The sequence below is a fragment of the Cryptosporangium sp. NPDC051539 genome, assembly GCF_044454545.1.
Taxonomy (GTDB): Bacteria; Actinomycetota; Actinomycetes; order Mycobacteriales; family Cryptosporangiaceae; genus Cryptosporangium.
This window is the reverse complement of record NZ_JBITDV010000020.1, coordinates 15,986-36,386: the sequence shown is the minus strand read 5'-3', so window position 1 is coordinate 36,386 and position 20,401 is coordinate 15,986. Positions and strand designations below refer to the sequence as shown.

Sequence of the window (20,401 nt, the reverse complement as noted above, 5' to 3'; positions counted from 1 at the left end):
CGGTGGTTCTGCTTCCAGCTCACCGTGTCGGGGACGCCGGGGCACGGGCCGGACGGACCCGGCGCCGGGGCCTTTGGTCCCGCCATCGGTCGGCCAGCAGGTCCGCCTGCGCGACGACGGCCGGGACGACCGCGCCGAGCACGACGACGCCGAGCCAGTCGGCCGTGAGTGGCTCGGTGCCCAGCAGCGTGCCGAGACCGGGCAGGTACACCCCCGCGAGCATCAGCAGGGCGCTGCTCGCGACTGCGGCGAACAGGAAAGGGTTGGCCCGGGGCGAGAGACGCCAGACCGGGCGGGCGTCCGACCGGGTGGCGAGTGCGAGACCGAGCTGGCCGCCCGCGAGCGTCAGGAACAGCATCGTCTGCCAGGGCGCGCCGGACGCGTGTCCCCAGCCGGCCACGGCCAGGCACGCTGCCGCGAGGGCGGTTCCGTACAGTGCCGTCTGCGCGGCCGTCCGCCGGGTGAGGACGCCTTCGGCCGGGTCGTGCGGTGGCCGGCGGAGGACGTCGGGCTCCGCTCCCTCGGCCCCGATCGCAACGCCCGGCAGTCCGTGGGTCACCAGGTTGATCCACAGGATCTGGGCCGGCAGCAGTGGCAGCGGCAGCCCGAGGAACGGCCCGAGCAGCATCACCAGGATCTCGGCCAGCCCGCCGGACAGGCCGTAGCGGACGAAGCGCCGGACGTTGTCGAACACCCGTCGTCCCTCGGCGACCGCGGCGACGACGGTCGCCAGGCTGTCGTCGGTGAGGACGAGGTCGGCCGCACCACGGGCCACGTCGGTGCCGCGCCGGCCCATCGCGACGCCGACGTCGGCCGCGCGCAGCGCCGGGGCGTCGTTGACGCCGTCCCCGGTCATCGCGACGACGTGCCCCTGTTTCCGCCAGGCCGCGATCAGGTCCAGTTTGGTGCCCGGGTCGGCGCGAGCGTGGACGAGCGGGCCGACGCCGGGGTCGTGGCCGAGCCGGTCGGGAGCGTCCAGGATCCCGGTCCGGCGGGCGATCGCCTCGGCCGTGCCCGGGTGGTCGCCGGTGATCATCACGGTCGCGATCCCGGCCCGGTGGGCGGCGCGGATGGCGTCCGGCGCCTCCGGGCGGACCGGGTCGGCCAGCGCGATCAACCCCAGCACGCGGCGCGGCCGGCCCGGCCGGGTCTCGGCCACGGCCAGCATCCGCCGGCCCTCGCCCGCCCACCGGTCGGCGGCCTCGCGGGCCGCCTCGTCGGCCGGCCCCAGGACGGCTTCGGGTGCGCCCTTCGTGAACGTGACGGGTCCGGGGTGGGTGGTGCTCATGTCGCGGCGGCCGGCGTCGAACGGGACGACGCCGGTACGGGGCGCGGCGGCCCGCACCGCGGCCACGTCGAGTCCGGCGCGGACGGCCGCGTCGACCACCGCGGTCTCGGTCATGTCGCCACCGGGTTCGCCCGGCACGGCGTCCGAGCAGAGCACGGCCGCCGCCATGAGGGCCGGCGCTTCGGTGCCGGGCAGCGGCTCGGTGCCGAGCGGTAGTTCGCCGTCGCCGGGCGTCCAGACCGCGACCGCGGCCATGTCGCCGGAGGTGAGCGTCCCGGTCTTGTCGGACGCGAGCACGGTGATCGAGCCGAGCGTCTCGACGGCGGGCAGCGTCCGGACGATCGCGCCCTGACGGGCCATCCGGCGCGCGGCGGCGGCGAGCGAGAGCGCGACGACGGCCGGCAGCGACTCCGGGATGGCCGCCACCGCGAGGCTGATGCCGGTGACCGCGACGAGCTCCCAATTCTCGCCGCGCAGCAGGCCGAGGCCCGCGACGACGGCGCAGGCGCCGACCGCCACCGCGGACAGGCCCCGGCCGAGCCGGGCCAGCCGTCGCTGCAGCGGGGTCACCGGGATCTCGGTCCCGGCCAGCAGGTCCGCGATCCCCCCGATGGCGCTGCGCGCGCCGGTCGCGGTGACGACGGCGGTGCCGCTGCCGTGCACGACCAGCGTCCCGCCGTGCACCATCGAGGCCCGGTCGGCCACCGGCGCGGCCGCGGTCCCGACCGGTTCGACCGACCGGTGGGACGGCAGGGACTCGCCGGTCAGCAGAGCTTCGTCGACCGTCAGGTCGTGCGCATCACACAGACGTGCGTCCGCGCCGACGACGTCGCCCTCGGACAGCACCAGGACGTCACCGGGCACCAGGCCGGTGGCCTCCAGCGGCCGGACCGTCCCGCTCCGGCGGACGCGGGCCGTCGGAGCGGCCAACGCACGCAACGCCGCCACCGCGCCGAGGGCCCGCCGTTCCTGCACGACGCCGACCGTGGTGTTGACGGCGACGACCAGCAGGATCACCGCCATGTCGGCGAGGTCGCCGGTCAGCGCGGTGAGCACGGCCGCGCCCAGCAGCACGAGGATCATCGTCTCGCGCAGCTGGGCCAGCGCCGAGGCCCAGATCGACCGCTCGCGCTCGGTCGCGATGACGTTCGGGCCGATTTCCGCGAGCCGCCGGGCCACCGCGTCGTCGGTGAGCCCGATCGCCGGGTCGACGCCGAGGCCGGCGGCCACGTCCCCGGCCGGGCGGGCCCAGGGCCTGGCCGGCCGGATGACCGTCGTGCCGTCGTTCATCTGCGCTCCTAGAAGTCGACGACGTCCGAGAGGGCGCGCCGCGCGCTGACCGGGGCGTCGTCCGGGGTCGCCGGGACGCCGACGCGGAGCGCCATCTGCGCCTCGCCGAGGTGGTCGAGCAGGCGGTACAGCAGCGCCCGCGAGGCCGGTACCTCGACCACGTCGGTCATCGGGGAAACCGCGAGGCCCGACGCGGTGGCCTCCAGCATCGCCGCGCTGGTCGCCTCGCCGGCGGCCAGCCAGTCGGCCGGATCGTCGCCGGTCGTCCAGAACACCAGATACCGCGCGCCGCCGTCGTGACCGGGACCGGGCAGCAGCCGCTCACCGCCGTCCGGGTAGAACGACCGCAGCGGCACGGTCCGCGGCGTGGCCGGAACCGCGGTGGAGGGCGCGATGCCGTCACCGGCGTCGGCCGGGCGGTGCGTCCACTCGGCCAGCTCGGCCTGGAACGCCGGGTCGCTCTCGTCGAGCTCACCGGCCCGGGCGGCGGTCACCTGGAAGCGCACCATCGACCGCGGACCCAGCTCGGCCACGTACACCCCGCGCTCCTCGGCGCTGCCCCGGAGCCGGTCGACGACCGCGTCCGGGACCGCCACGTCGGAGAACGGCCGGCGGTCGGTGTGCCGCTTGTCGATCGCGTCCCGGAGCCGGACGTCGGCCGGCGTGATCTCGCCGCCGAGCGCGATCCGCGCCAGCAGGTCGGGGTCGCCGGGGTCGGGCATCCGGTCGACGACCGGCCGGTGCCCGTCCGCGGTCAGCGTGACCAGCGCGTGGTGCAGCGCGATCCCGCAGCTGATCGTCAGCATCCGTCCGTCCGGGTCGGTGACGGCCAGCTGCCGGCTCCGGTCGGCGCGCAGTTCCAGCGCACCGCCGCGGACAGTCCAGCGCCACGGCTGGGTGTTGAAGATCGACGGGGCACGCATCGCGGCCTCGGCCGCTCCCCGGAGAAGTTTCTCGTGGTCAGAGTCGTTGTTCAGCATCGCGCGCCGGTCCCCTCGGCTCGTTGTTCTCCTGCCCTTCCAGCCTGCGTGAGCGACACCCGGCCGAGCAGGGCCGGAAGTCCGGGATCCACCCGGCCGAGGACCCGTCAGTCCTCCACCACCTCGGAGATCGGGCGGCGGCTGGTCGGTGCGTGCGCCACGCCGTAGCCGAACCGCAGCACCATCTGCGCGACGCCGCCCCCGCACAGCGCGTCGAGCCGGGCACGGGTGTCCGGGACCTCGATCACCTGCGAGAACATCGACGAGGTCAGCCGGACGCGGTGGCCCGGAGCAGGACGTGCTGCAGCGCCTGACCGGCGCGCAGGTCGTCGTAGCGCCCCGCGGTGTTGCTGACGAGCACCGCGACGCACGGGTCGCTCTCGTAGCGGCGCGGTACCGCGTTCGGCGCCTCGCCGAAGTCACGCCGGAGCAGCGGCTCGTCCGGGTGCGGTCGACCGGCCAGCAGGTCCCAGGCGATGCCGTCGGCCCCACTGCGCAGACCTCGTACCCAGGCCCGTCGCTCCGCCGCGTAGCCGGGACGCTGCTCGAGTTCCCGGTCGGCGGCCCGCAGCAGGTCGGCGACCTCGGCGCGTGCGCGCGGTCGGAGCACGGCCAGCCGGCAGGCGTCGGCGGCGGCCGCGTCGGCCAGGATCTCCACCGCGTCGCCGCGGCGCCGGAACCGCCACGGCTGGCTGTTGTGCACCGACGGTGCCCGGACGCCGAGCTCCACCAGGCCGGCGAAGCGTTCGGCGTCGAGCACGCCGGACCGGGGGGCGGCAGCGCTGGTCATGACCGGTCACCGTCCAGCGTGACGACGTCGTCGTGGGCCCGCCGGTGCGCGGCCGGCACGCCGAGGTCCGCGGCGGCGGCACCGACCCGGACCACCGCGTACGGGTGTCCCTGCCAGGACAGCAACCGGCGCAGCGCGACCCGGGTGCCGGGCACCTCGACCAGGTCGGTCATCGGCGAGGTGGCCAGCCCGAGTTCCGCCGCGGTCAGGAGCAGGCTCGAGAGCGCCTGCCCGGCCCGCAGCCAGGCCCGCCGGCCGTCCTGGTTGCCCCACAGGATCAGGTACCGGGTGCCACTGTCGTCGCCCGGTCCGGCGTCGAGCTTCCCGGCGAGGTCCTCGGCGAACGGGCGCAGCGGGACCGGACGGGGGCGCCCCGGGACGGTGACGTTCGTGGGCAGGCCGTCGGCCGCGCCGGTCGCCCGCCGGGTCCACTGCCGGAGGTCGGCCCGGTCCGCGGAGTCGGCGAGTTCCGCGGCGGCGGCGTACCCGGCCGCGGCGGCCAGCGCGGGAACCTGGTGGTCCTGGACGACGTGCACGTGGACACCGTGGACGAACGCGGCTTCGGTCAGCGCGGCGAGCATGTCCTCGGCCACCGGCTCCGGGCCGAACGGCCGCCGGTCGGTGCGGCGTCGCAGCGTCGTCTGGTAGCGCCGGTAGTGCTCCGGACCGGCGGGCGTGCGCTCGAGCGGGTAGACGGACGCGAGCAGCTCCGGATCATTCGGGTCCGGCAGCAGCTCGACCCGGGCCGGATAGCCCTCGGTACGCAGCGCGATCAGCGCGTAGTCGAGCGCAGCCCCGCAGCTGATCGTCAGCATCCGGCCCTCGGGGTCGAGGCCGGTCAGTTGCCGGTGCGGGTCGGCCCGCAGATCCAGCGACCGCTCGTGTGCGGTCCAGTGCCACGGCTGGGTGTTGAGCACCGACGGCGCCCGCAGCGCCGCCGCGGCGGCGACGTCGAGAATCGCCTGCATCGGCCGGTGGATGGGTGCGGTCATGACTGCCTCCTCGAGGTGGGTGCCCGGTCCGGCTCGGCCGCGGCCCGGACGATCGCGACCGGGCACGGCGCTCGCCAGCACGCGCGGCGGCCGACCGAGTGGTGCAGGATGCCGGCCAGGCCGCCCCAGCCGTCTGCGCCGAGCACCAGCAGGTCGGTGCCGGCCGCATGGGTGAGCAGAGCGGTGGCGGGCGTGGCCGGCTCGGTGACGCATTCGACGCCGACCGAGCCGACGATCAGCCCGGTCACCGGATCGAGCCGGCGGCTGCCGACGACCAGCAGGCCGGCCTCGGCGGCCGCCGCGAGCAGCGCGGACACCGGACCGTCGACGACCAGCGCGGACTGCACCCCGACCGCCGGCGCGGCGGCACGGGCCCGGGCCGCGGCCCACTCCACCGCGCGGCCGGCCTGCGGCGATCCGTCGGTTCCGACCAGGACGAACGATCCCCCGATGCGCACCGTCGGCTCCTCTCCCGTGTTCCTGCCCTCAGCGTGCGGTCACGGCCGCACCGGTAGCAGGGCCGCTGGACGGCACCGGCCGGGACGAACGTCCCGCCCATCGGTACAGCTCGTCCGCGCCCCAGACGATCGGCGGGAACGTGCACAGCAGCGCGACCGTCCAGCCGTCCAGCGCGGCGGTGCCGAACACGGCCTGCAGCGGCGGGAGGTAGACCAGCGCGGCAGTGAACAGCACCTCGAACGCGATCCCGGCCAGCAGCAGCCGGTTCGTCGCCAGGCCGACGGTGAACAGCGACACCCGCTCGGTCCGGGACGCGAACGCGGTGCCGACCTGGCACGCGACGATGGCTGCGAACGTCGCGGTCGTGGCCTGCAGGTACGCGTGGTGCAGCGGTGCTCCGGCGCCGGTGTCCGCGCCGGGCGTCCAGCCCGCGCGCCGGAGCACCACGAAGAACGCCAGCAGGGCCAGCGCGGCCGAGACCGGACCGAGGACGGCCCAGGCGCGGAACAGCATGCGCCCGGTGACCACGCCCTCCTTGCGGCGTCGCGGCGGCCGGTCCATCAGACCGGGTTCGGCCGGTTCCCGGCCGAGCGCGAGGGCCGGCAGCGTCTCGGTGCCCAGGTCGATGGCCAGGATCTGCAGCACGGTCAGCGGCAGCGGAATCGCCCCGCCGGACAGCGCGAACAGCAGGAACGGGATCACCTCGGGCACCGCGTGCGCGAAGATGTAGAGGATGAACTTGCGGACGTTGTCGTAGACCCGCCGGCCGGCTTCCACCGCCCGCACGATCGTCGCGAAGTCGTCATCCGTGAGCACCATCGTCGCGGCCTCCCGGGCGACGTCGGTACCGGACCTGCCCATCGCGATGCCGATGTCGGCTCGGCGCAGCGCGGGCGCGTCGTTGACGCCGTCGCCGGTCATCGCGACGACCTCGCCGCGCCGGGACAACGCGTCGGCGATCCGCAGTTTCTCCTCCGGGGTGGTGCGGGCGAACACCACCTCGCCGTCGATCTGCAGTACGTCAGCCAGCTCCTCGTCGCTCATCGCCGCCAGCTCGTCGCCGGTGACCACGGCCGAGTCGTCGTCGCCGATACCGACCGATCGGGCCACCGCAGCGCCGGTGAGCGGGTTGTCACCGGTCACGACATGGACGCGGATCCCGGCGCGGTGGCAGGTGGCGACCGCTGGTGCGACCGCGGGCCGCGCCGGGTCGAGCAGGCCGACCAGCCCGCACAGGATCAGGTCGCGCTCGACCGCGTCCCGGTCGGCCGGCACGGTCGCGCCCAGCGGCCGGTGAGCCGCCGCCAGGACTCGGAGCCCCCGGCCGGCAAGCTGCGCGACGACCGACTCCGCGGTGGCCCGCTCAGCGTCGGTCAGCCGGCAGAGCGGGAGCACCGACTCGGGCGCGCCCTTGCAGGAGACCTCGCGCCCCTCGTCGCCACGGCCGACGGTCGACATCCGGCGCAGGCGCGGATCGAACCGGTGGACCGCGATCCGCAGCGCACCGCGTTCGGGTACGTGGGCACGCGCGAAGCGGAGCAGCGCCACCTCGGTCGGGTCGCCGGAGTCGACGGTCGCTTCGGTACACCGCCCGAGGACCTCGGCGAGCACCGCCAGGTGACCGTCCCCGGCCGGGATGGCCTCCGCGTCCCGGATGCCGGCGTGCGGCGTCCAGACCTGGTGGACCTGCATCCGGTTCGCGGTCAGCGTCCCGGTCTTGTCGGTGCAGATGACCGTGGTCGACCCGAGCGTCTCCACCGCCGACAGCCGCTTGACGACGGCGCCGGCCCGGGCCAGCGACCGGACTCCGACCGCGAGGGCCAGCGTGATCGTCGGCAGTAGGCCTTCGGGGACGTTCGCCACCAGCAGCCCGACCGCGAACACCAGCGCCGCCGAGAGCGACAGGCCGGCGACCAACCCGAGCGGCAGGAACGCGACGCCGACGCCGACCGCCACCGCGGCGATCAGCCAGGCGACCCGGCGCACCTGCCGCTCCAGCGGGCTGTCCTGACGCTCCACGCTCCCCGACAGCGTGGCGATCCGGCCGATCTCGGTGGCCGCACCGGTCGCGAACACCACCGCCCGGCCCGCTCCGCCGGTGCACAGCGTGCCCCGGAACACCGCGTCCGGTGCGTGCAGCAACTGCGCGCTGGGGTCGGATTCGGCGGCGGTGCGGATCACCGGCACCGACTCTCCGGTCAGCGCGCTCATGTCGACCTCGACCGCACCGTCGAGCAAGCGGGCGTCGGCCGGGACCGTGCCGCCCTCGTCGACCAGGACGACGTCGCCCGGGACGAGCTCGACCGCCTCGAGGTCGACCGGGCGGCCGTCGCGCAGGACGCGGGCGTGCGGCGGCAGGAACGCGGCCAGCGCGTCGACCGACCGCTCGGCCTGCTGCTCCTGCCAGAACGCCAGGCCCGCGTTGAGCACGACCACCGCGACGATCGCGATCGCGAGCGTCGGCGTACCGGAGAACCAGGCGAGTACCGACGCACCCCAGAGCAGCAGCGCCAGCGGGTGGATCAGCTGCCGGGTCAGCGCGCCGATCCACCCGGCCCCGGCCTTCTCCGGGAGCGCGTTCGGGCCGAACTGGGCCTGCCGCCGGGTGGCTTCCTCCGTGCTCAGACCGCCCGGGCGGGCGCGGAGGTCGCGCAGGAGCGCCTGCATGCCCTCGCGGGGGTCACGGACCGGAGCGGTCGCGCCACGCGGGGTGTCCTCGGTGAGCTTCACGGCGGTTCTCCTCCCTGCTCCCGTCCACCGTCGGCCCACCGGGTGTCCGGCTGCGAGGGACGAAGGTCCCGTTCTGCCCGGTTCAGCGGGCCCGCGTCACCGTGCCGCGGGTGCCGTCGACGGTGACGGACTCGCCGTCGGCGAGCGTCGTCGTGGCGGTGCGGGTTCCGACGACGCCGGGGATCCGCAGCTCGCGACTCTCGGCCGCGGCATGGCAGGTCATCCCCCCTCCGTCGGTCACCAGGGCGGCCGCTTCGCGCAGGATCGGCATCCAGTCCGGCGACGTCATCGCGGCGACCAGTACGTCACCACGGTGGACCCGACCGGCGTGTGGGGGCGACGACCCGGTCGGTGAGGGCCCGGCGCAGACCGGCGGCCTCCATCGTCTGCAGATAGGCGCCGGCGCTGACGACGAAGCCCGGCGGCACCGGCAGGCCGGCCCGGGTCAGCTCGCCGAGGTTGGCTCCTTTGCCGCCCGCGCTCGCGGTGTCGGCGACCGACAGCTCGGTGAACCACAGCACGGTGGCGCTCTTCTCGGTCACGACGCCACCCCCCTTTCCTCCACTCTCACGGTCGGTCCTTCCGGGCCGGCCGGAGCAGTGCCGGTGGGCGGGCGGCCCCGGGACGAAGGTCCCGACGTGCGCCGATCCGGGACCTAGGACCCTGCTTCACCGGCCGCTTCACAGCGGAATCTGAGCGGGCAGAGAGCACGGCTCCTACTCCTCACCGAGGTGACTCCCCATGGCCACCACCCACGGCCCGGCGCGAACCTCGCGCTTCCACCTCCCCCACCCCCACCACGAGGCCACCGCCGCGGCACTGCCCGGCACCCCCGGCGTCGCCACCCGGGCCGTCCTGGCCGCGGCCCGGATCGTCGTCGGATGGACATTCCTGTGGGCGTTCGTCGACAAGGTCTTCGGCCTCGGCTACGCGACCCCGTCCGGCAAGGGCTGGATCGACGGCGGCTCCCCGACCGCCGGCTTCCTCGGCCACGGCGCCGACGGCCCGTTCAAGGGCCTGTACAACAACCTCGCCGGCACCGCCTTCGCCGACTCGGCGTTCATGCTCGGCCTGCTGGGCATCGGCATCGCAATGACCCTCGGCATCGGCATGCGCATCGCCGGCGCCAGCGGTGCGCTGCTCTACGTCCTCATGTGGAGCGTCGTCCTGCCCCCCGAGAACAACCCCATCACCGACGAACACATCCTCGGCGCCCTGATCGTCGCCGCCCTCGCCCTGCTCGGCGCCGGCCGCTACTTCGGCCTCGGCACCTGGTGGACCAGCACCACCCTGGTCAAGAAGTACCCCTGGCTCACGTGAACCGCCGGCCGGCTCCCGTCCCTCCGATCACCGTCCCATCGATCCGTTGGCGGTCCGGCCGACCTCATCCGGCCGGGCCGTTCGCGCGAGGAGGTCACCATGCGCGCGCTGCGCATCCCCGCCTGGCAGTCCGACCCGGTGCTCGCCGAAGTCGCCGAACCGGTCGCCGTCTACGGCCCCTGGGGCTGCGGCGCCTGCCGTGCGTGCGCGGCCGGTACCGAGAACTACTGCACCGGCAGCCCCACCAACCATCCGGTCGCGGGCCTGGGGACGGACGGCGGCATAGCCGACTACCTGCTGGTGCCCTCGCCGCGCTTCCTGGTTCCGCTGCCCGCCACCTCGCCGTCCAGATCCTGCGGGCGACGACCGACGCCGCGGTCATCGCCATCGACACGTCACCGGAAGCCCTGGAACTCGCGAAGGCCTGCGGCGCCGACCACGCCGTGCACGCCAGCGCGTGCGCCGAGGACGCGGTCCGCAACTACACCCGGGGCGCCGGCGCGGCCGCCGTGATCGACTTGGTCGGCTCGGACACGACCCTGGAGATCGCCGCGAAGTCGATCGCCCCCGGACGGGCGGATCTCGCTTGTCGGCCTGGGCGGCGGCACCCTGCCGGTGTCGCCGCTGGGGCTGCCGTTCGGCGTGTCGGTGACGCCGACCTGCTGGGGCACCCGCCCGGAACTGCACGACGTGCTGCGGCTCGCGGCCCGCGGCGACCTGCGCCCGCACGTCCGCACCTGGCCGCTGAGCCGCGCGACCGAGGCCTACGCCGCGGTGGCGGCCGGCACCGTGCGCGGGCGCGCCGTCGTCCCCGATTGACCGAAGGAGCTCGTCATGGCCACGCTCGTCTACGACTTCACCCAGGGCAACAAGGACCAGAAGGCGCTGCTGGGCGGGAAGGGCGCCAACCTCGCCGAGATGACCCGCCTCGGGCTCCCGGTCCCGCCGGGATTCACGATCACGACCGACGCTTGCCGCGAGTACCTGCGCACCGGCACCGAGCCGGCCGGGCTGGCCGACGAGGTCACCGCCCATCTCCGGCGGCTGGAACGGCAGATGGGCCGCCGGCTCGGCGACCCGGACGACCCGCTGCTGGTGTCGGTGCGCTCGGGCGCGGCGTTCTCGATGCCCGGCATGATGGAGACGATCCTCGACATCGGTCTCAACGACCGGAGCGTGTACGGCCTGGCCGCCCAGCGCGGCGAGAGCGAACATTCGGCCTGGGACTCCTACCGGCGACTGATCGAGATGTTCGGCCGCACCGTGTTCGGAGTGGACTTCGACCGCGCCCGGCCGTCGGTCGACGATCCCCGGGAGCTGGTGGCGTCCTACCAGAAGGTCTTCCGCGAGCACACCGGACGGGAGTTCCCGCAGGACCCCCGGGAGCAGCTCGACCTGGCCGTCCGGGCGGTGTTCGAGTCCTGGAACTCCGAACGGGCGACGCTCTACCGGCGCCAAGAGCGGATACCGGCCCACCTCGGCACCGCGGTGAACGTGATGGCGATGGTCTTCGGCAACCTGGGGGAGGACTCCGGCACCGGCGTCGCATTCACCCGGGACCCGGCCACCGGTGAGCGCGGCGTCTACGGCGACTACCTGCAGAACGCCCAGGGCGAGGACGTCGTCGCCGGGATCCGCAACACGGTGCCGCTGCAGGACCTGGCGCGCCTGGACCCAGCCTCCTACGCCGAGCTGCTGCACCACATGACGGTGTTGGAGAACCACTACCGCGACCTGTGCGACATCGAGTTCACGATCGAGCACGGCAAGCTCTGGATGCTGCAGACCCGGGTCGGCAAGCGCACCGCGGCCGCTGCGTTCGTGATCGCGTCCCAGCTGGTCGACGAGGGGCTGATCGACCTCGACGAGGCGCTGGCCCGGATCACCGGCGCCCAGCTGGCCCAGCTGATGTTCCCGGCGTTCGAGATCCGGCCGGGCGTGCGGGCGATCGCGTCGGGTATCGGGGCCTCGCCCGGCGCCGCGGTGGGGCGGGTGGCGTTCGACTCCGGCCGCGCGACCGCGCTGGCGGCCGGCGGCGACCGGGTGATCCTCGTCCGCCGGGAGACCAACCCGGACGACCTGCCGGGCATGATCGCGGCCCAGGGCGTGCTGACCAGCCGGGGCGGCAAGACGTCGCACGCCGCAGTCGTCGCCCGCGGCATGGGTAAGACCTGCGTCTGCGGCGCCGAGGAGCTCGAGGTGGACGCGGCGCGGCGCGAGCTGACCGTCGGCGGCCGGGTCGTCCGGGAGGCTGACGTCCTCTCGATCGACGGCACGTCGGGGAAGGTCTACCTCGGTGAGCTGCCGGTCGCGCCGTCGCCGGTGGTCCGGTATTTCGAGGGCGAGCGCGCCCCGGCCACGGATCGGCTGGTGGCGGCCGTGCACCGGATGCTCACCCACGCCGACACCCGGCGCCGGCTCGGCGTCCGGGCCAACGCCGACACCGGGACCGACGCCGCCCGCGCCCGCCGGTTCGGCGCCGAGGGCGTCGGGCTCTGCCGGACCGAGCACATGTTCCTCGGCGACCGGCGGCCGCTGGTCGAACGGTTGATCCTCGCGTCCGACGACCGCGAACGCGAACTCGCGCTGGCCGGACTGCTGCCGCTGCAGCAGGCCGACTTCGAGGAGATCTTCCGGGCGATGGACGGCGTCCCGGTAACGATCCGGCTGCTCGACCCGCCGCTGCACGAGTTCCTGCCGTCGCTGGAGGAGCTGGCGGTCAAGGTCGGGGTGGCCGAGGCGCTGGGGAAGGACCCGGGCTCGGATCTCGCGCTGCTGGCCGCGGTCCGGCGGATGCACGAGGCCAACCCGATGCTCGGCCTGCGCGGGGTCCGCCTCGGGCTGGTCGTCCCCGGGTTGTTCGCGATGCAGGTCCGGGCGATCGTCCGGGCGGCGGTCGCGCACCGCGACGCGGGTGGCGACCCGAAAGCGGAGATCATGGTGCCGCTGGTCGGTGCCGTCCAGGAACTGGAGACGGTGCGGGCCGAGGCGGAGAAGCTGGTCGCCGAGCTCGGCGACGGGCTGCCGGTGCGGATCGGCACGATGATCGAGGTGCCGCGGGCCGCCCTGACCGCCGGAGAGATCGCGCACGCGGCGGACTTCTTCTCGTTCGGGACCAACGACCTGACCCAGATGGGCTGGGGCTTCTCCCGGGACGACGTGGAGGGCGCGTTCTTCTCCCGGTACCTGGAGCTGGGGATCTTCGGAATGTCGCCGTTCGAGTCGATCGACCGGGCGGGGATCGGCCGGATGATCCGGATCGCGGTCGACGAGGGCCGCGCCGCCCGGCCCGACCTCCACATCGGGGTCTGCGGTGAGCACGGCGGCGACCCGGACTCCGTGCGGTTCTTCCACGAGGCCGGGCTGGACTACGTGTCCTGCTCGCCGTACCGGGTGCCGATCGCCCGGCTGGAGGCCGGCCGCGCGGCGGTGGCCGGATCGGCCTCCGACACCCGCTGATCACCTCGGCGTTCGGTCACCCCGAGGTCCGGTCGCTTCGGCACCCGGCCGGACCCCGTGTTATCACGGTCGCGGCGCTGACGGTGCTGCGCCACGTCGCGGACGCCGCCCGGGAGTTGCTCGGCGCCCGGTACGCCGCGCTCGGTGTGCTGGCCCCGTCCGGCGGGCTGGAGGAGTTCGTCCACGTCGGCATGGACGACGAGACGGTCAGCCGGATCGACCACCTCCCGGAAGGGAAGGGTCTGCTCGGCGCGCTCATCAACGATCCACACCCGATCCGGCTGAACCAGATCGCCGCCGACAAGCGCTCGTCCGGATTCCCGGACCGGCACCCGCCGATGGAGAGCTTCCTCGGGGTGCCGATCCGGATCCGCGACGAGGTGTTCGGCAACCTCTACCTGACCGACAGCGTCCACGGAAGGTTCAGCGCCGAGGACGAGGAACTGGCCCGCGCGCTCGCCGCCACCGCCGCCGTCGCGATAGACAACGCGAGGCACTTCGAGTCCACCCGCCGGCAGAGCGAGTGGCTGGCGGCGACCGCCACCGTGACGCGGCAGATGCTCGGTCCGCGGTCCGGCGACCTGCTCGGGCCGATCGCCGCGCACGCCCGCCGGATCACCGACGCGGACCTGGTCGCGGTCCTGCTGCCCGGAGACGGGAGCCGCGACGTGTTGCGGGTCGAGGTAGCGCACGGGGAGCCCGGCACGGTGGGCCGGCTGACCGGACGGCTGACGCCGGTGGACACCTCGCTCTGCGCGCACGTGTTCGTGTCCGCCGAGCCGATCCGGCTGGGTTCGCCGGGCGAGCGGCCCGACCTTCCGCCGTCGCTCATCGCGACGGCGATCGAGGCCGGTCCGCTGCTCGTCGTCCCGCTGACGGGTTCCACGCGGACGAACGGTGTGCTGGCGGTCGTCCGGCGCGCGGGCCGGCCCCGGTTCGTCGCCGACGACCTGGAGATGATCGCCGGGTTCGCCAACCAGGCGTCGGTCGCGCTGGAGCTGGCCGGGGCACGCGCCGAGCAGGAGCGGGCCGGCATGCTCGAGGAGCGGCAGCGGATCGCCGAGGATCTGCACGACCACGTCATCCAGCGGCTGTTCGCGGCCGGCCTGACGCTGCACGGGCTGGCCGCCCGGGTGGGCCCGGACCCGGTCGGGAACCAGCTGCTCGACGTCGTCACGTCGCTGGACGACACGATCAGCCAGATCCGGACGAGCATCTTCGCTCTGCAGCGGGCGCCCGAGACCGGACCGGCGAGCCTCCGGGCCCAGGCACTCGACCTGGTCGCCGACGCGGCGAAGAGCCTTGGCTTCAGCCCCGACCTGCGGTTCTCCGGTCCGATCGACACTCGCGCGCTGGACGCCTCGGTCGCCGAGGATCTGCGGGCGGTGTTGCGGGAAGCGCTGAGCAACATCGCCCGGCACGCCCGGGCGTCCCGGGTGCAGGTGGAGCTGAGCCTCGGCGACGGCGAGCTGGTGCTCCAGGTGCGGGACGACGGGGTCGGGCTAGGCCCGACGACCCGGCGCAGCGGCCTGGGGAACCTGCGCTCGCGGGCCGAGCGGCACGGCGGGACGATGCAGCTCGCGCCGGCCAACCCGATCGGGACCTGTCTGCGTTGGGCCGTGCCCGTACCCTAGGACGGGCGGAGCGCGCCGGAGGGGGACACTGCTGGTGCCAGGCCAGCGTGATCGGCTCGTCCGCGCCACCCGCGCGCAGGGACGGAGCACCCAGCGGACCGGCGCCTCGGCCGGTCCGCCCGGCGGCTCCGGGCAGGGGTCCTCGTCGGGCCAGAACGCCTGGTTGACCTCGTCCGCGGTGACGTTCCGGCGCAGCTGCACGGTCAGGTCGGTGAGCGATCCGTCCTCGATCGGCACCCGTACCGCGACCCCGCCGAGCTTGCCGGCGAGTCCGGGCACCACCAGGCCGACGGCCTTCGCCGCGCCGGTACTCGTCGGGATCATGCTGCTGGCCGCGGACCGGGCCCGCCGCAGATCCTTGTGCGGAGCGTCCAGTAGGGATTGGTCGTTGGTGTAGGCGTGGATCGTGGTCATCAGACCGCGGTCGACGCCGAAGGCGTCGTTGAGCACCTTCGCCATCGGGGCGACGCAGTTCGTGGTGCAGGACGCGTTGGAGATGACGTCGTGCCGGTCCGGGTCGTAGACCTCCTCGTTGACGCCGAGCACGACCGTCGCGTCGGCGTTCTTGCCGGGAGCGCTGATCAGGACCTTGCGGACGCCGGACTTGAGGTGGAGCGCCGCATCGTCGCGGGCGCGGAAGCGGCCGGTGGATTCGATGACCAGATCGACTCCGTAGGTGCTCCAGTCCAGCGCGGCCGGGTCGCGTTCGGCGGTGACCGCGAAGTGCTCGTCGCCCACGGTGATGCCGTCGCCGGTCGCCACCGCCTCGGTGTCCAGCCGACCGAACGTGGAGTCGTAGCTGAGCAGGTGGGCCAAGGTGCCCGGCGCGGTCAGATCGTTGACCGCGACGACCTCCAGGCCGCGGGCCCGGGCGATCCGGTAGAAGCACCGACCGACCCGGCCGAAGCCGTTGATTCCGATGCGGACGGACATCGTTCCTCCTCGAAGCGTCCCGGGGTCACCGCGTGCGCGGTGTCCCCCCTTCTTCGTAGATCCGCTGCCCGTCGACCGGCAGGGCCGCCGTCCCCGGGCTCGGCGGGACCTTCGGCCCGCCGAGGCCGTCGAGTTTCTGCTCCAGCACCGCGTTGTCGCGCCGGAGCGCCGCGACGTCCTCGGCCAGCCGTTCCAGCCGCTCCGCGGCCGAGCAGTCGGTCTGGTAGTCGTGCAGCGCGAGCTCACTGGCGATCTGGTCGCTGCGCTTGGCAGCGATCAACAGGATCGCGCCCTGCAGCGCGGCCAGGCAGCTGAGCACCAGGTTCAGCAGGATGAACGGGTACGGATCGAACCCGGACCCCCGGTTGCTGAGCATCCACACCGCCAGGAAGGCCAGCGCGACGAACACGAACGTCCACGAGCCCATGCCGTTGCGCAGCCGGTCGGCCGCGCGCTCGCCGCGCGTCAGCTGATCACCCGAGCGCACGGCCGGGTGCCGATGCCACAGATCCATGCCTCCCTTCCTAGGTCGGCCGCGCTCCGGTCGGCAGGGCCGCCGTCCCCGCCCGGACCGGGACTTTCGGCCCCGCTGCCGTAATCCGGACCAGCGACCCGGCCGTCCGCACACCTTGGGCACTACCGGCGGCGGTCACGCCGCGTCACCGTGCGAAGGGACCCGTCCCGAGGAGGAACCATGCGCAGAACCCGCACCACCGCGGCCCTGGCCGCGACCTGCCTCACCGCGGCCGCGTTGACGGCCGGCCCACCGGCGGCCGCCGCCACGCCCGAGGGAGCCAGCGGCCCGGTGATCGTCCAGAACGGCCGCTGGTACCTCCGGACGACGCCGACCAGCGGACCGGCGAACCTCACGTTCAACTACGGCCGGGCCGGCAGCGACCGGGACGTCCCGGTCGCCGGCGACTGGGACGGCGACGGGCACGAGACGCCTGGGATCGCCCGGATCAGCCCGCGCGGCGATTTTCCGGGCACGTTCGGCTGGCACCTGCGGAACTCGAACACCAGCGGCCCGGCCGACATCTCGTTCGAGTTCGGCGTCCCGGCGATGACCGACTTCCTGCGCGGAACGCCGATCGCCGGCAACTTCGACCCGACCGACGACGCGGACGAGGTCGGCTACGTGATCCGCGAGGGCGACAGCCTGGCCTGGACCATCCGCACGGACCTGACGCCCACGTCGGGCACGGTGACGTTCGTCTACGGCCGCGGCACCGACTCGCCGGTGGTCGGCGACTGGGACGGCGACGGCGTCGACACCGCCGGGGTGATCCGCGGCAACCAGTGGCTGCTCACCGACGCGCACGAGCAGGGCGGCCCGGCCGGCCTCTCGTTCCGGTACGGCTCGGCCGATCGATCGCTCCCGGAGGCGAAGATCGTCGGGGACTGGAACGGTGACGGCGTGGACACCCCCGGCGTGCTGCGCAACAACCCGGTGACCCAGCGGGGCGGCGGCTACGAGGTCTGGCTGGTGACGAACCGCAACGCGTCCGGGCCGGCGCAGGCGTCGTTCACGTTCGGCAACGACAGCTTCGCGTTCGACACGAACCCGCAGGCCACTCCGTTGTTCCTGCCCCGGCTGACGATCGAGGTCACGTGACGGTCAGGCCCCGGTCGGCGAACACCTGCCGGGCAGCGGCCAACTGCTGCCCGGTGGGTTCCGGCACGCCGTCGAGCCGGTACGGCAGGCCCAGCGCGGCGTACTTCGGAACGCCCAACCGATGGTAGGCCAGCACGTCGACCCGCTGCACGTTCGGGAGCGTCGCGAGGAAGTCCGCCAGCCCCTCGACGTTCGCCGACGCGTCGGTCAGGCCCGGCACCAGCACGAACCGCACCCAGGCCGGACGCTCCAGCCGCGCCAGCCGGCGGGCGAATTCGAACGTGGGAGCCAGGTCCTCGCCGGTGACCCGGCGGTAGGTCGCCCGCTCCCAGGACTTGATGTCGAGCAGCACCAGCCCGGTGTTCGCGAGCATCTCGTCGGTGGCCCGGGCGCCCAGTACTGGCAGCGCAGCGGGCACCCGGCGGTGAAGATCACCAGCCGGGTGCCCGGCCCGTCCACCCCGGTGGAGAGGTCCCACGAGTGAACCGAGCCGATCGTCACGTCACACCGCCCCGTGGAACGTCCGGTTGATGACGTCCTGCTGCTGCTCCCGGGTGAGGCGGACGAAGTTCACCGCGTAGCCGGAGACGCGGATCGTCAGGTTCGGATACTTCGCCGGGTGGTCCATCGCGTCGACCAGCGTCTCCCGGTCCAGCACGTTGACGTTCAGGTGGAAGCCCCCGGCGTCGGTGTACGCGTCCAGCACGCCGACCAGGTTGTCCACCCGCTCCCGCCGGGTCCGGCCCAGCGCGGCCGGCACGGTCGAGGTGGTCAGCGAGATCCCGTCCTGGGAGTCGTCGTACGGCAGCTTCGCCACGCTCAGCGCGGCGGCCGTCAGACCGTGCCCGTCGCGGCCGTTCATCGGGTTCGCGCCGGGCGCGAACGGCTCGCCGGCCCGCCGGCCGTCCGGCGTGTTCCCGGTGTGCTTGCCGTAGACCACATTCGACGTGATCGTCAGCACCGACTGGGAGTGCAGCGCGTCCCGGTACGTCGGCTGCCGGCGCAGCTTCTGCATGAACCGGTGGACGAGATCCACCGCGATCGCGTCCGCGCGGTCGTCGTCGTTGCCGTAGGCCGGGAACTCACCGGTGACCCGGTAGTCGACGATCAGACCGGTCTCGTCGCGCACCGGCCGCACGGTCGCGTACCGGATCGCGGCCAGCGAGTCCGCCACCACCGACAGCCCGGCGATGCCGCAGGCCATCGTGCGCTTGACCGGATAGTCGTGCAGCGCCATCTCCAGCCGCTCGTACGCGTACTTGTCGTGCATGTAGTGAATGACGTTGAGCGCGTCCACGTACGTCTCGGCCAGCCAGTCCAGCATCCGGTCGAACCGGCTCAGGACCTCGTCGTAGTCGAGGACGTCGGCGTGCTCCGGTGCGGTCACCGGGCCGATCTGCTCACCGGTCATCTCGTCCCGGCCGCCGTTGAGCGCGTAGAGCAGCGCCTTGGCCAAGTTCACCCGGGCGCCGAAGAACTGCATGCTCACGCCGACCCGGGTCGCCGACACGCAGCACGCGATCGCGGTGTCGTCGCCGAACCGGGTGCGCAGCAGATCGTCGCTCTCGTACTGGATCGCGCTGGTGTCGATCGAGACCTGTGCGCAGTACCGCTTGAACCCCTCCGGGAGCATCGGCGACCACAGCACGGTGAGGTTCGGCTCCGGCGCCGGGCCGAGGTCGTAAAGCGTCCGCAGGAACCGGAACGACGTCTTCGTGACGAGAGGCCGTCCGTCCCGGGCGATCCCGCCGATCGACTCCGTCACCCAGGTCGGGTCGCCGGAGAACAGCGCGTCGTACTCCGGGGTCCGCAGGAAGCGGATCATCCGCAGTTTGATGACGAAGTCGTCGACGAGTTCCTGGGCGCCTTCCTCCGTGAGGACCCCCTCCCGGAGGTCGCGGTCCAGGTAGACGTCGAGGAACGTGGACGTCCGGCCGAGCGACATCGCGGCGCCGTTCTGTTCCTTGGTCGCGGCCAGGTAGGCGAAATAGAGCCATTGGATCGCCTCGCGTCCGGTCGTCGCCGGCCGGGTCACGTCGTACCCGTAGCTCGCGGCCATCTCGACCAGTTCGCGCAGCGCCCGGATCTGCTCGGACAGCTCCTCGCGGTCCCGGACGACGTCGGCCGACGAGGGCTCGTCGTCCAGCGAAGCCCGCTCCCGCTGCTTGGCCGCGACCAGCGCGTCCACTCCGTAGAGCGATACCCGGCGGTAGTCGCCGATGATCCGGCCCCGGCCGTAGGCGTCCGGCAGACCGGTGACGATGCCGGCCTTGCGGGCCGCGCGGATCCGCGGGGTGTAAGCGTCGAAGACGCCGTCGTTGTGGGTCTTCCGGTACCGGGTGAAGATCTCCCGGACGCGGTCGTCGAGCTCGTAGCCGTATGCGGCGAGTCCGTTCTCGACCATCCGCAGGCCGCCGTTCGGCACGATCGCCCGGCGCAGCGGGGCGTCGGTCTGCAGGCCGACGATGAGCTCCTTCTCCCGGTCGAGGTAACCGGGACGATGGCTGGTGATCGTCGACGGCGTCGAGGTGTCGGCGTCGAGGATGCCGAACCGCCGTTCCTCGGCCATCAGCTCCGAGACGCGCTCCCAGACGTCGAGGGTCCGCCCGGTCGCGCCGACCAGGAACTTCTCGTCGCCCTCGTAGGGCACGACGTTGTCCAGGACGAACTGGTGGACGTCGATTCCGTGACGCCACCGATGGCCGGAGAAGCCGCGCCACGCGTCGAGCCGCTGCAGCGTCGTGGTCATGGGGTCCTCCCGGGATTGCTGACGTGGGCTTGCTCTTTCTTCCTAGGGCGTGCCGCGAGCGCGGGGGAGAGTCCGCGTCCCTGCCGGGCACAGGACCTTCGACCCGGTTGTGGATCGATTCACAAGGGCCGAGGGAAGGACTTCGGGCTCTGCTATCGGGAC

14 protein-coding genes and 5 pseudogenes are annotated in these 20,401 nt (G+C 73.6%); 7 read left to right on the top strand and 12 right to left on the bottom strand.

Annotated features, from left to right (window positions below; genetic code table 11):
• Positions 1–19: 19 nt before the first annotated feature.
• The 8 genes and pseudogenes from ACIBZJ_RS40775 to ACIBZJ_RS40740 form a co-directional block, all read right to left on the bottom strand.
• On the bottom strand, positions 20–2,578 hold the full coding sequence (locus ACIBZJ_RS40775) for a cation-translocating P-type ATPase (RefSeq protein WP_395939000.1): 2,559 nt from the start codon (positions 2,576–2,578) through the stop codon (positions 20–22).
• A gap of 8 nt (positions 2,579–2,586) precedes the next feature.
• The gene (locus ACIBZJ_RS40770; protein ID WP_395938999.1) at positions 2,587–3,558 is read right to left on the bottom strand and encodes an Acg family FMN-binding oxidoreductase; all 972 of its coding nucleotides are present in this window, start codon (positions 3,556–3,558) and stop codon (positions 2,587–2,589) included.
• Between the two features lie 107 nt (positions 3,559–3,665).
• Positions 3,666–3,806, bottom strand: a complete 141-nt coding sequence (locus ACIBZJ_RS40765) for a hypothetical protein (protein WP_395938998.1) — start codon at positions 3,804–3,806, stop codon at positions 3,666–3,668.
• Positions 3,807–3,826: 20 nt separating this feature from the next.
• Positions 3,827–4,348 carry a hypothetical protein gene (locus ACIBZJ_RS40760; RefSeq protein ID WP_395938997.1) on the bottom strand — a complete coding sequence of 174 codons (522 nt, stop codon included), beginning with the start codon at positions 4,346–4,348 and terminating at the stop codon, positions 3,827–3,829.
• Positions 4,345–5,340: an Acg family FMN-binding oxidoreductase gene (locus ACIBZJ_RS40755; protein WP_395938996.1), complete on the bottom strand. Its 996-nt coding sequence runs from the start codon at positions 5,338–5,340 to the stop codon at positions 4,345–4,347. The genes ACIBZJ_RS40760 and ACIBZJ_RS40755 overlap by 4 nt, the downstream gene beginning before the upstream one ends.
• Positions 5,337–5,798 carry a universal stress protein gene (locus ACIBZJ_RS40750; RefSeq protein ID WP_395938995.1) on the bottom strand — a complete coding sequence of 154 codons (462 nt, stop codon included), beginning with the start codon at positions 5,796–5,798 and terminating at the stop codon, positions 5,337–5,339. The genes ACIBZJ_RS40755 and ACIBZJ_RS40750 overlap by 4 nt, the downstream gene beginning before the upstream one ends.
• Positions 5,799–5,826: 28 nt before the next feature.
• On the bottom strand, positions 5,827–8,466 hold the full coding sequence (locus ACIBZJ_RS40745; RefSeq protein WP_395939065.1) for a cation-translocating P-type ATPase: 2,640 nt from the start codon (positions 8,464–8,466) through the stop codon (positions 5,827–5,829).
• Positions 8,467–8,626: 160 nt separating this feature from the next.
• Positions 8,627–9,071, bottom strand: a pseudogene (locus tag ACIBZJ_RS40740) (PEP-utilizing enzyme); the annotation flags it as partial.
• Positions 9,072–9,270: 199 nt separating this feature from the next.
• Here ACIBZJ_RS40740 and ACIBZJ_RS40735 point away from each other — a divergent pair.
• From ACIBZJ_RS40735 to ACIBZJ_RS40710, 6 genes and pseudogenes are all read left to right on the top strand, one after another.
• A complete protein-coding gene (locus tag ACIBZJ_RS40735; protein WP_395938994.1) occupies positions 9,271–9,849 on the top strand; it encodes a hypothetical protein in 579 nt (192 codons plus the stop codon).
• A 99-nt stretch (positions 9,850–9,948) separates the two neighbouring features.
• A pseudogene (locus ACIBZJ_RS40730) lies at positions 9,949–10,170 on the top strand (alcohol dehydrogenase catalytic domain-containing protein); the annotation flags it as partial.
• Positions 10,077–10,409, top strand: a pseudogene (locus tag ACIBZJ_RS40725) (zinc-binding dehydrogenase); the annotation flags it as partial. The pseudogenes ACIBZJ_RS40730 and ACIBZJ_RS40725, both read left to right, overlap by 94 nt.
• A gap of 55 nt (positions 10,410–10,464) precedes the next feature.
• Positions 10,465–10,668, top strand: a complete 204-nt coding sequence (locus ACIBZJ_RS40720) for a zinc-binding dehydrogenase (RefSeq protein WP_395938993.1) — start codon at positions 10,465–10,467, stop codon at positions 10,666–10,668.
• 15 nt (positions 10,669–10,683) lie between these two features.
• Entirely contained in the window at positions 10,684–13,308 is a 2,625-nt protein-coding gene (gene ppdK / locus ACIBZJ_RS40715; RefSeq protein ID WP_395938992.1) for a pyruvate, phosphate dikinase, read from the top strand.
• Positions 13,309–13,391: 83 nt separating this feature from the next.
• Positions 13,392–14,876, top strand: a pseudogene (locus ACIBZJ_RS40710) (GAF domain-containing protein); the annotation flags it as partial.
• On the opposite strand, the gene ACIBZJ_RS40705 reads toward ACIBZJ_RS40710, so the two are convergent.
• Together ACIBZJ_RS40705 and ACIBZJ_RS40700 are read right to left on the bottom strand one after the other, a co-directional pair.
• Complete coding sequence (locus tag ACIBZJ_RS40705) at positions 14,811–15,875, bottom strand: type I glyceraldehyde-3-phosphate dehydrogenase (RefSeq protein ID WP_395938991.1); 1,065 nt, start codon at positions 15,873–15,875, stop codon at positions 14,811–14,813. The pseudogene ACIBZJ_RS40710 and the gene ACIBZJ_RS40705 overlap by 66 nt on opposite strands.
• 25 nt (positions 15,876–15,900) lie before the next feature.
• Positions 15,901–16,389, bottom strand: a complete 489-nt coding sequence (locus ACIBZJ_RS40700; RefSeq protein ID WP_395938990.1) for a DUF1003 domain-containing protein — start codon at positions 16,387–16,389, stop codon at positions 15,901–15,903.
• Between the two features lie 180 nt (positions 16,390–16,569).
• Here ACIBZJ_RS40700 and ACIBZJ_RS40695 point away from each other — a divergent pair, with 180 nt between their 5' ends.
• Positions 16,570–17,490 (top strand): hypothetical protein, encoded by a 921-nt coding sequence (locus ACIBZJ_RS40695; RefSeq protein ID WP_395938989.1) that lies wholly within the window; start codon positions 16,570–16,572, stop codon positions 17,488–17,490.
• On the opposite strand, the pseudogene ACIBZJ_RS40690 reads toward ACIBZJ_RS40695, so the two are convergent.
• Both ACIBZJ_RS40690 and pflB read right to left on the bottom strand, forming a co-directional pair.
• Positions 17,483–17,991: pseudogene (locus ACIBZJ_RS40690) on the bottom strand (hypothetical protein). The gene ACIBZJ_RS40695 and the pseudogene ACIBZJ_RS40690 sit on opposite strands and share 8 nt — an antisense overlap.
• 1 nt (position 17,992) lies before the next feature.
• Positions 17,993–20,239 carry a formate C-acetyltransferase gene (pflB, locus tag ACIBZJ_RS40685; protein WP_395938988.1) on the bottom strand — a complete coding sequence of 749 codons (2,247 nt, stop codon included), beginning with the start codon at positions 20,237–20,239 and terminating at the stop codon, positions 17,993–17,995.
• Positions 20,240–20,401: the final 162 nt, after the last annotated feature.

What these genes read in the sequence shown, in the direction of transcription:
- ACIBZJ_RS40775 (WP_395939000.1), bottom strand. Translation starts at nt 2,578, where the DNA reads ATGAACGACGGCACGACGGTCATCCGGCCGGCCAGGCCCTGGGCCCGC.
- ACIBZJ_RS40770 (WP_395938999.1), bottom strand. Translation starts at nt 3,558, where the DNA reads ATGCTGAACAACGACTCTGACCACGAGAAACTTCTCCGGGGAGCGGCC.
- ACIBZJ_RS40760 (WP_395938997.1), bottom strand. Translation starts at nt 4,348, where the DNA reads ATGACCAGCGCTGCCGCCCCCCGGTCCGGCGTGCTCGACGCCGAACGC.
- ACIBZJ_RS40755 (WP_395938996.1), bottom strand. Translation starts at nt 5,340, where the DNA reads ATGACCGCACCCATCCACCGGCCGATGCAGGCGATTCTCGACGTCGCC.
- ACIBZJ_RS40745 (WP_395939065.1), bottom strand. Translation starts at nt 8,466, where the DNA reads ATGCAGGCGCTCCTGCGCGACCTCCGCGCCCGCCCGGGCGGTCTGAGC.
- ACIBZJ_RS40735 (WP_395938994.1), top strand. Translation starts at nt 9,271, where the DNA reads ATGGCCACCACCCACGGCCCGGCGCGAACCTCGCGCTTCCACCTCCCC.
- ppdK (WP_395938992.1), top strand. Translation starts at nt 10,684, where the DNA reads ATGGCCACGCTCGTCTACGACTTCACCCAGGGCAACAAGGACCAGAAG.
- ACIBZJ_RS40705 (WP_395938991.1), bottom strand. Translation starts at nt 15,875, where the DNA reads ATGTCCGTCCGCATCGGAATCAACGGCTTCGGCCGGGTCGGTCGGTGC.
- ACIBZJ_RS40700 (WP_395938990.1), bottom strand. Translation starts at nt 16,389, where the DNA reads ATGGATCTGTGGCATCGGCACCCGGCCGTGCGCTCGGGTGATCAGCTG.
- ACIBZJ_RS40695 (WP_395938989.1), top strand. Translation starts at nt 16,570, where the DNA reads ATGCGCAGAACCCGCACCACCGCGGCCCTGGCCGCGACCTGCCTCACC.
- pflB (WP_395938988.1), bottom strand. Translation starts at nt 20,239, where the DNA reads ATGACCACGACGCTGCAGCGGCTCGACGCGTGGCGCGGCTTCTCCGGC.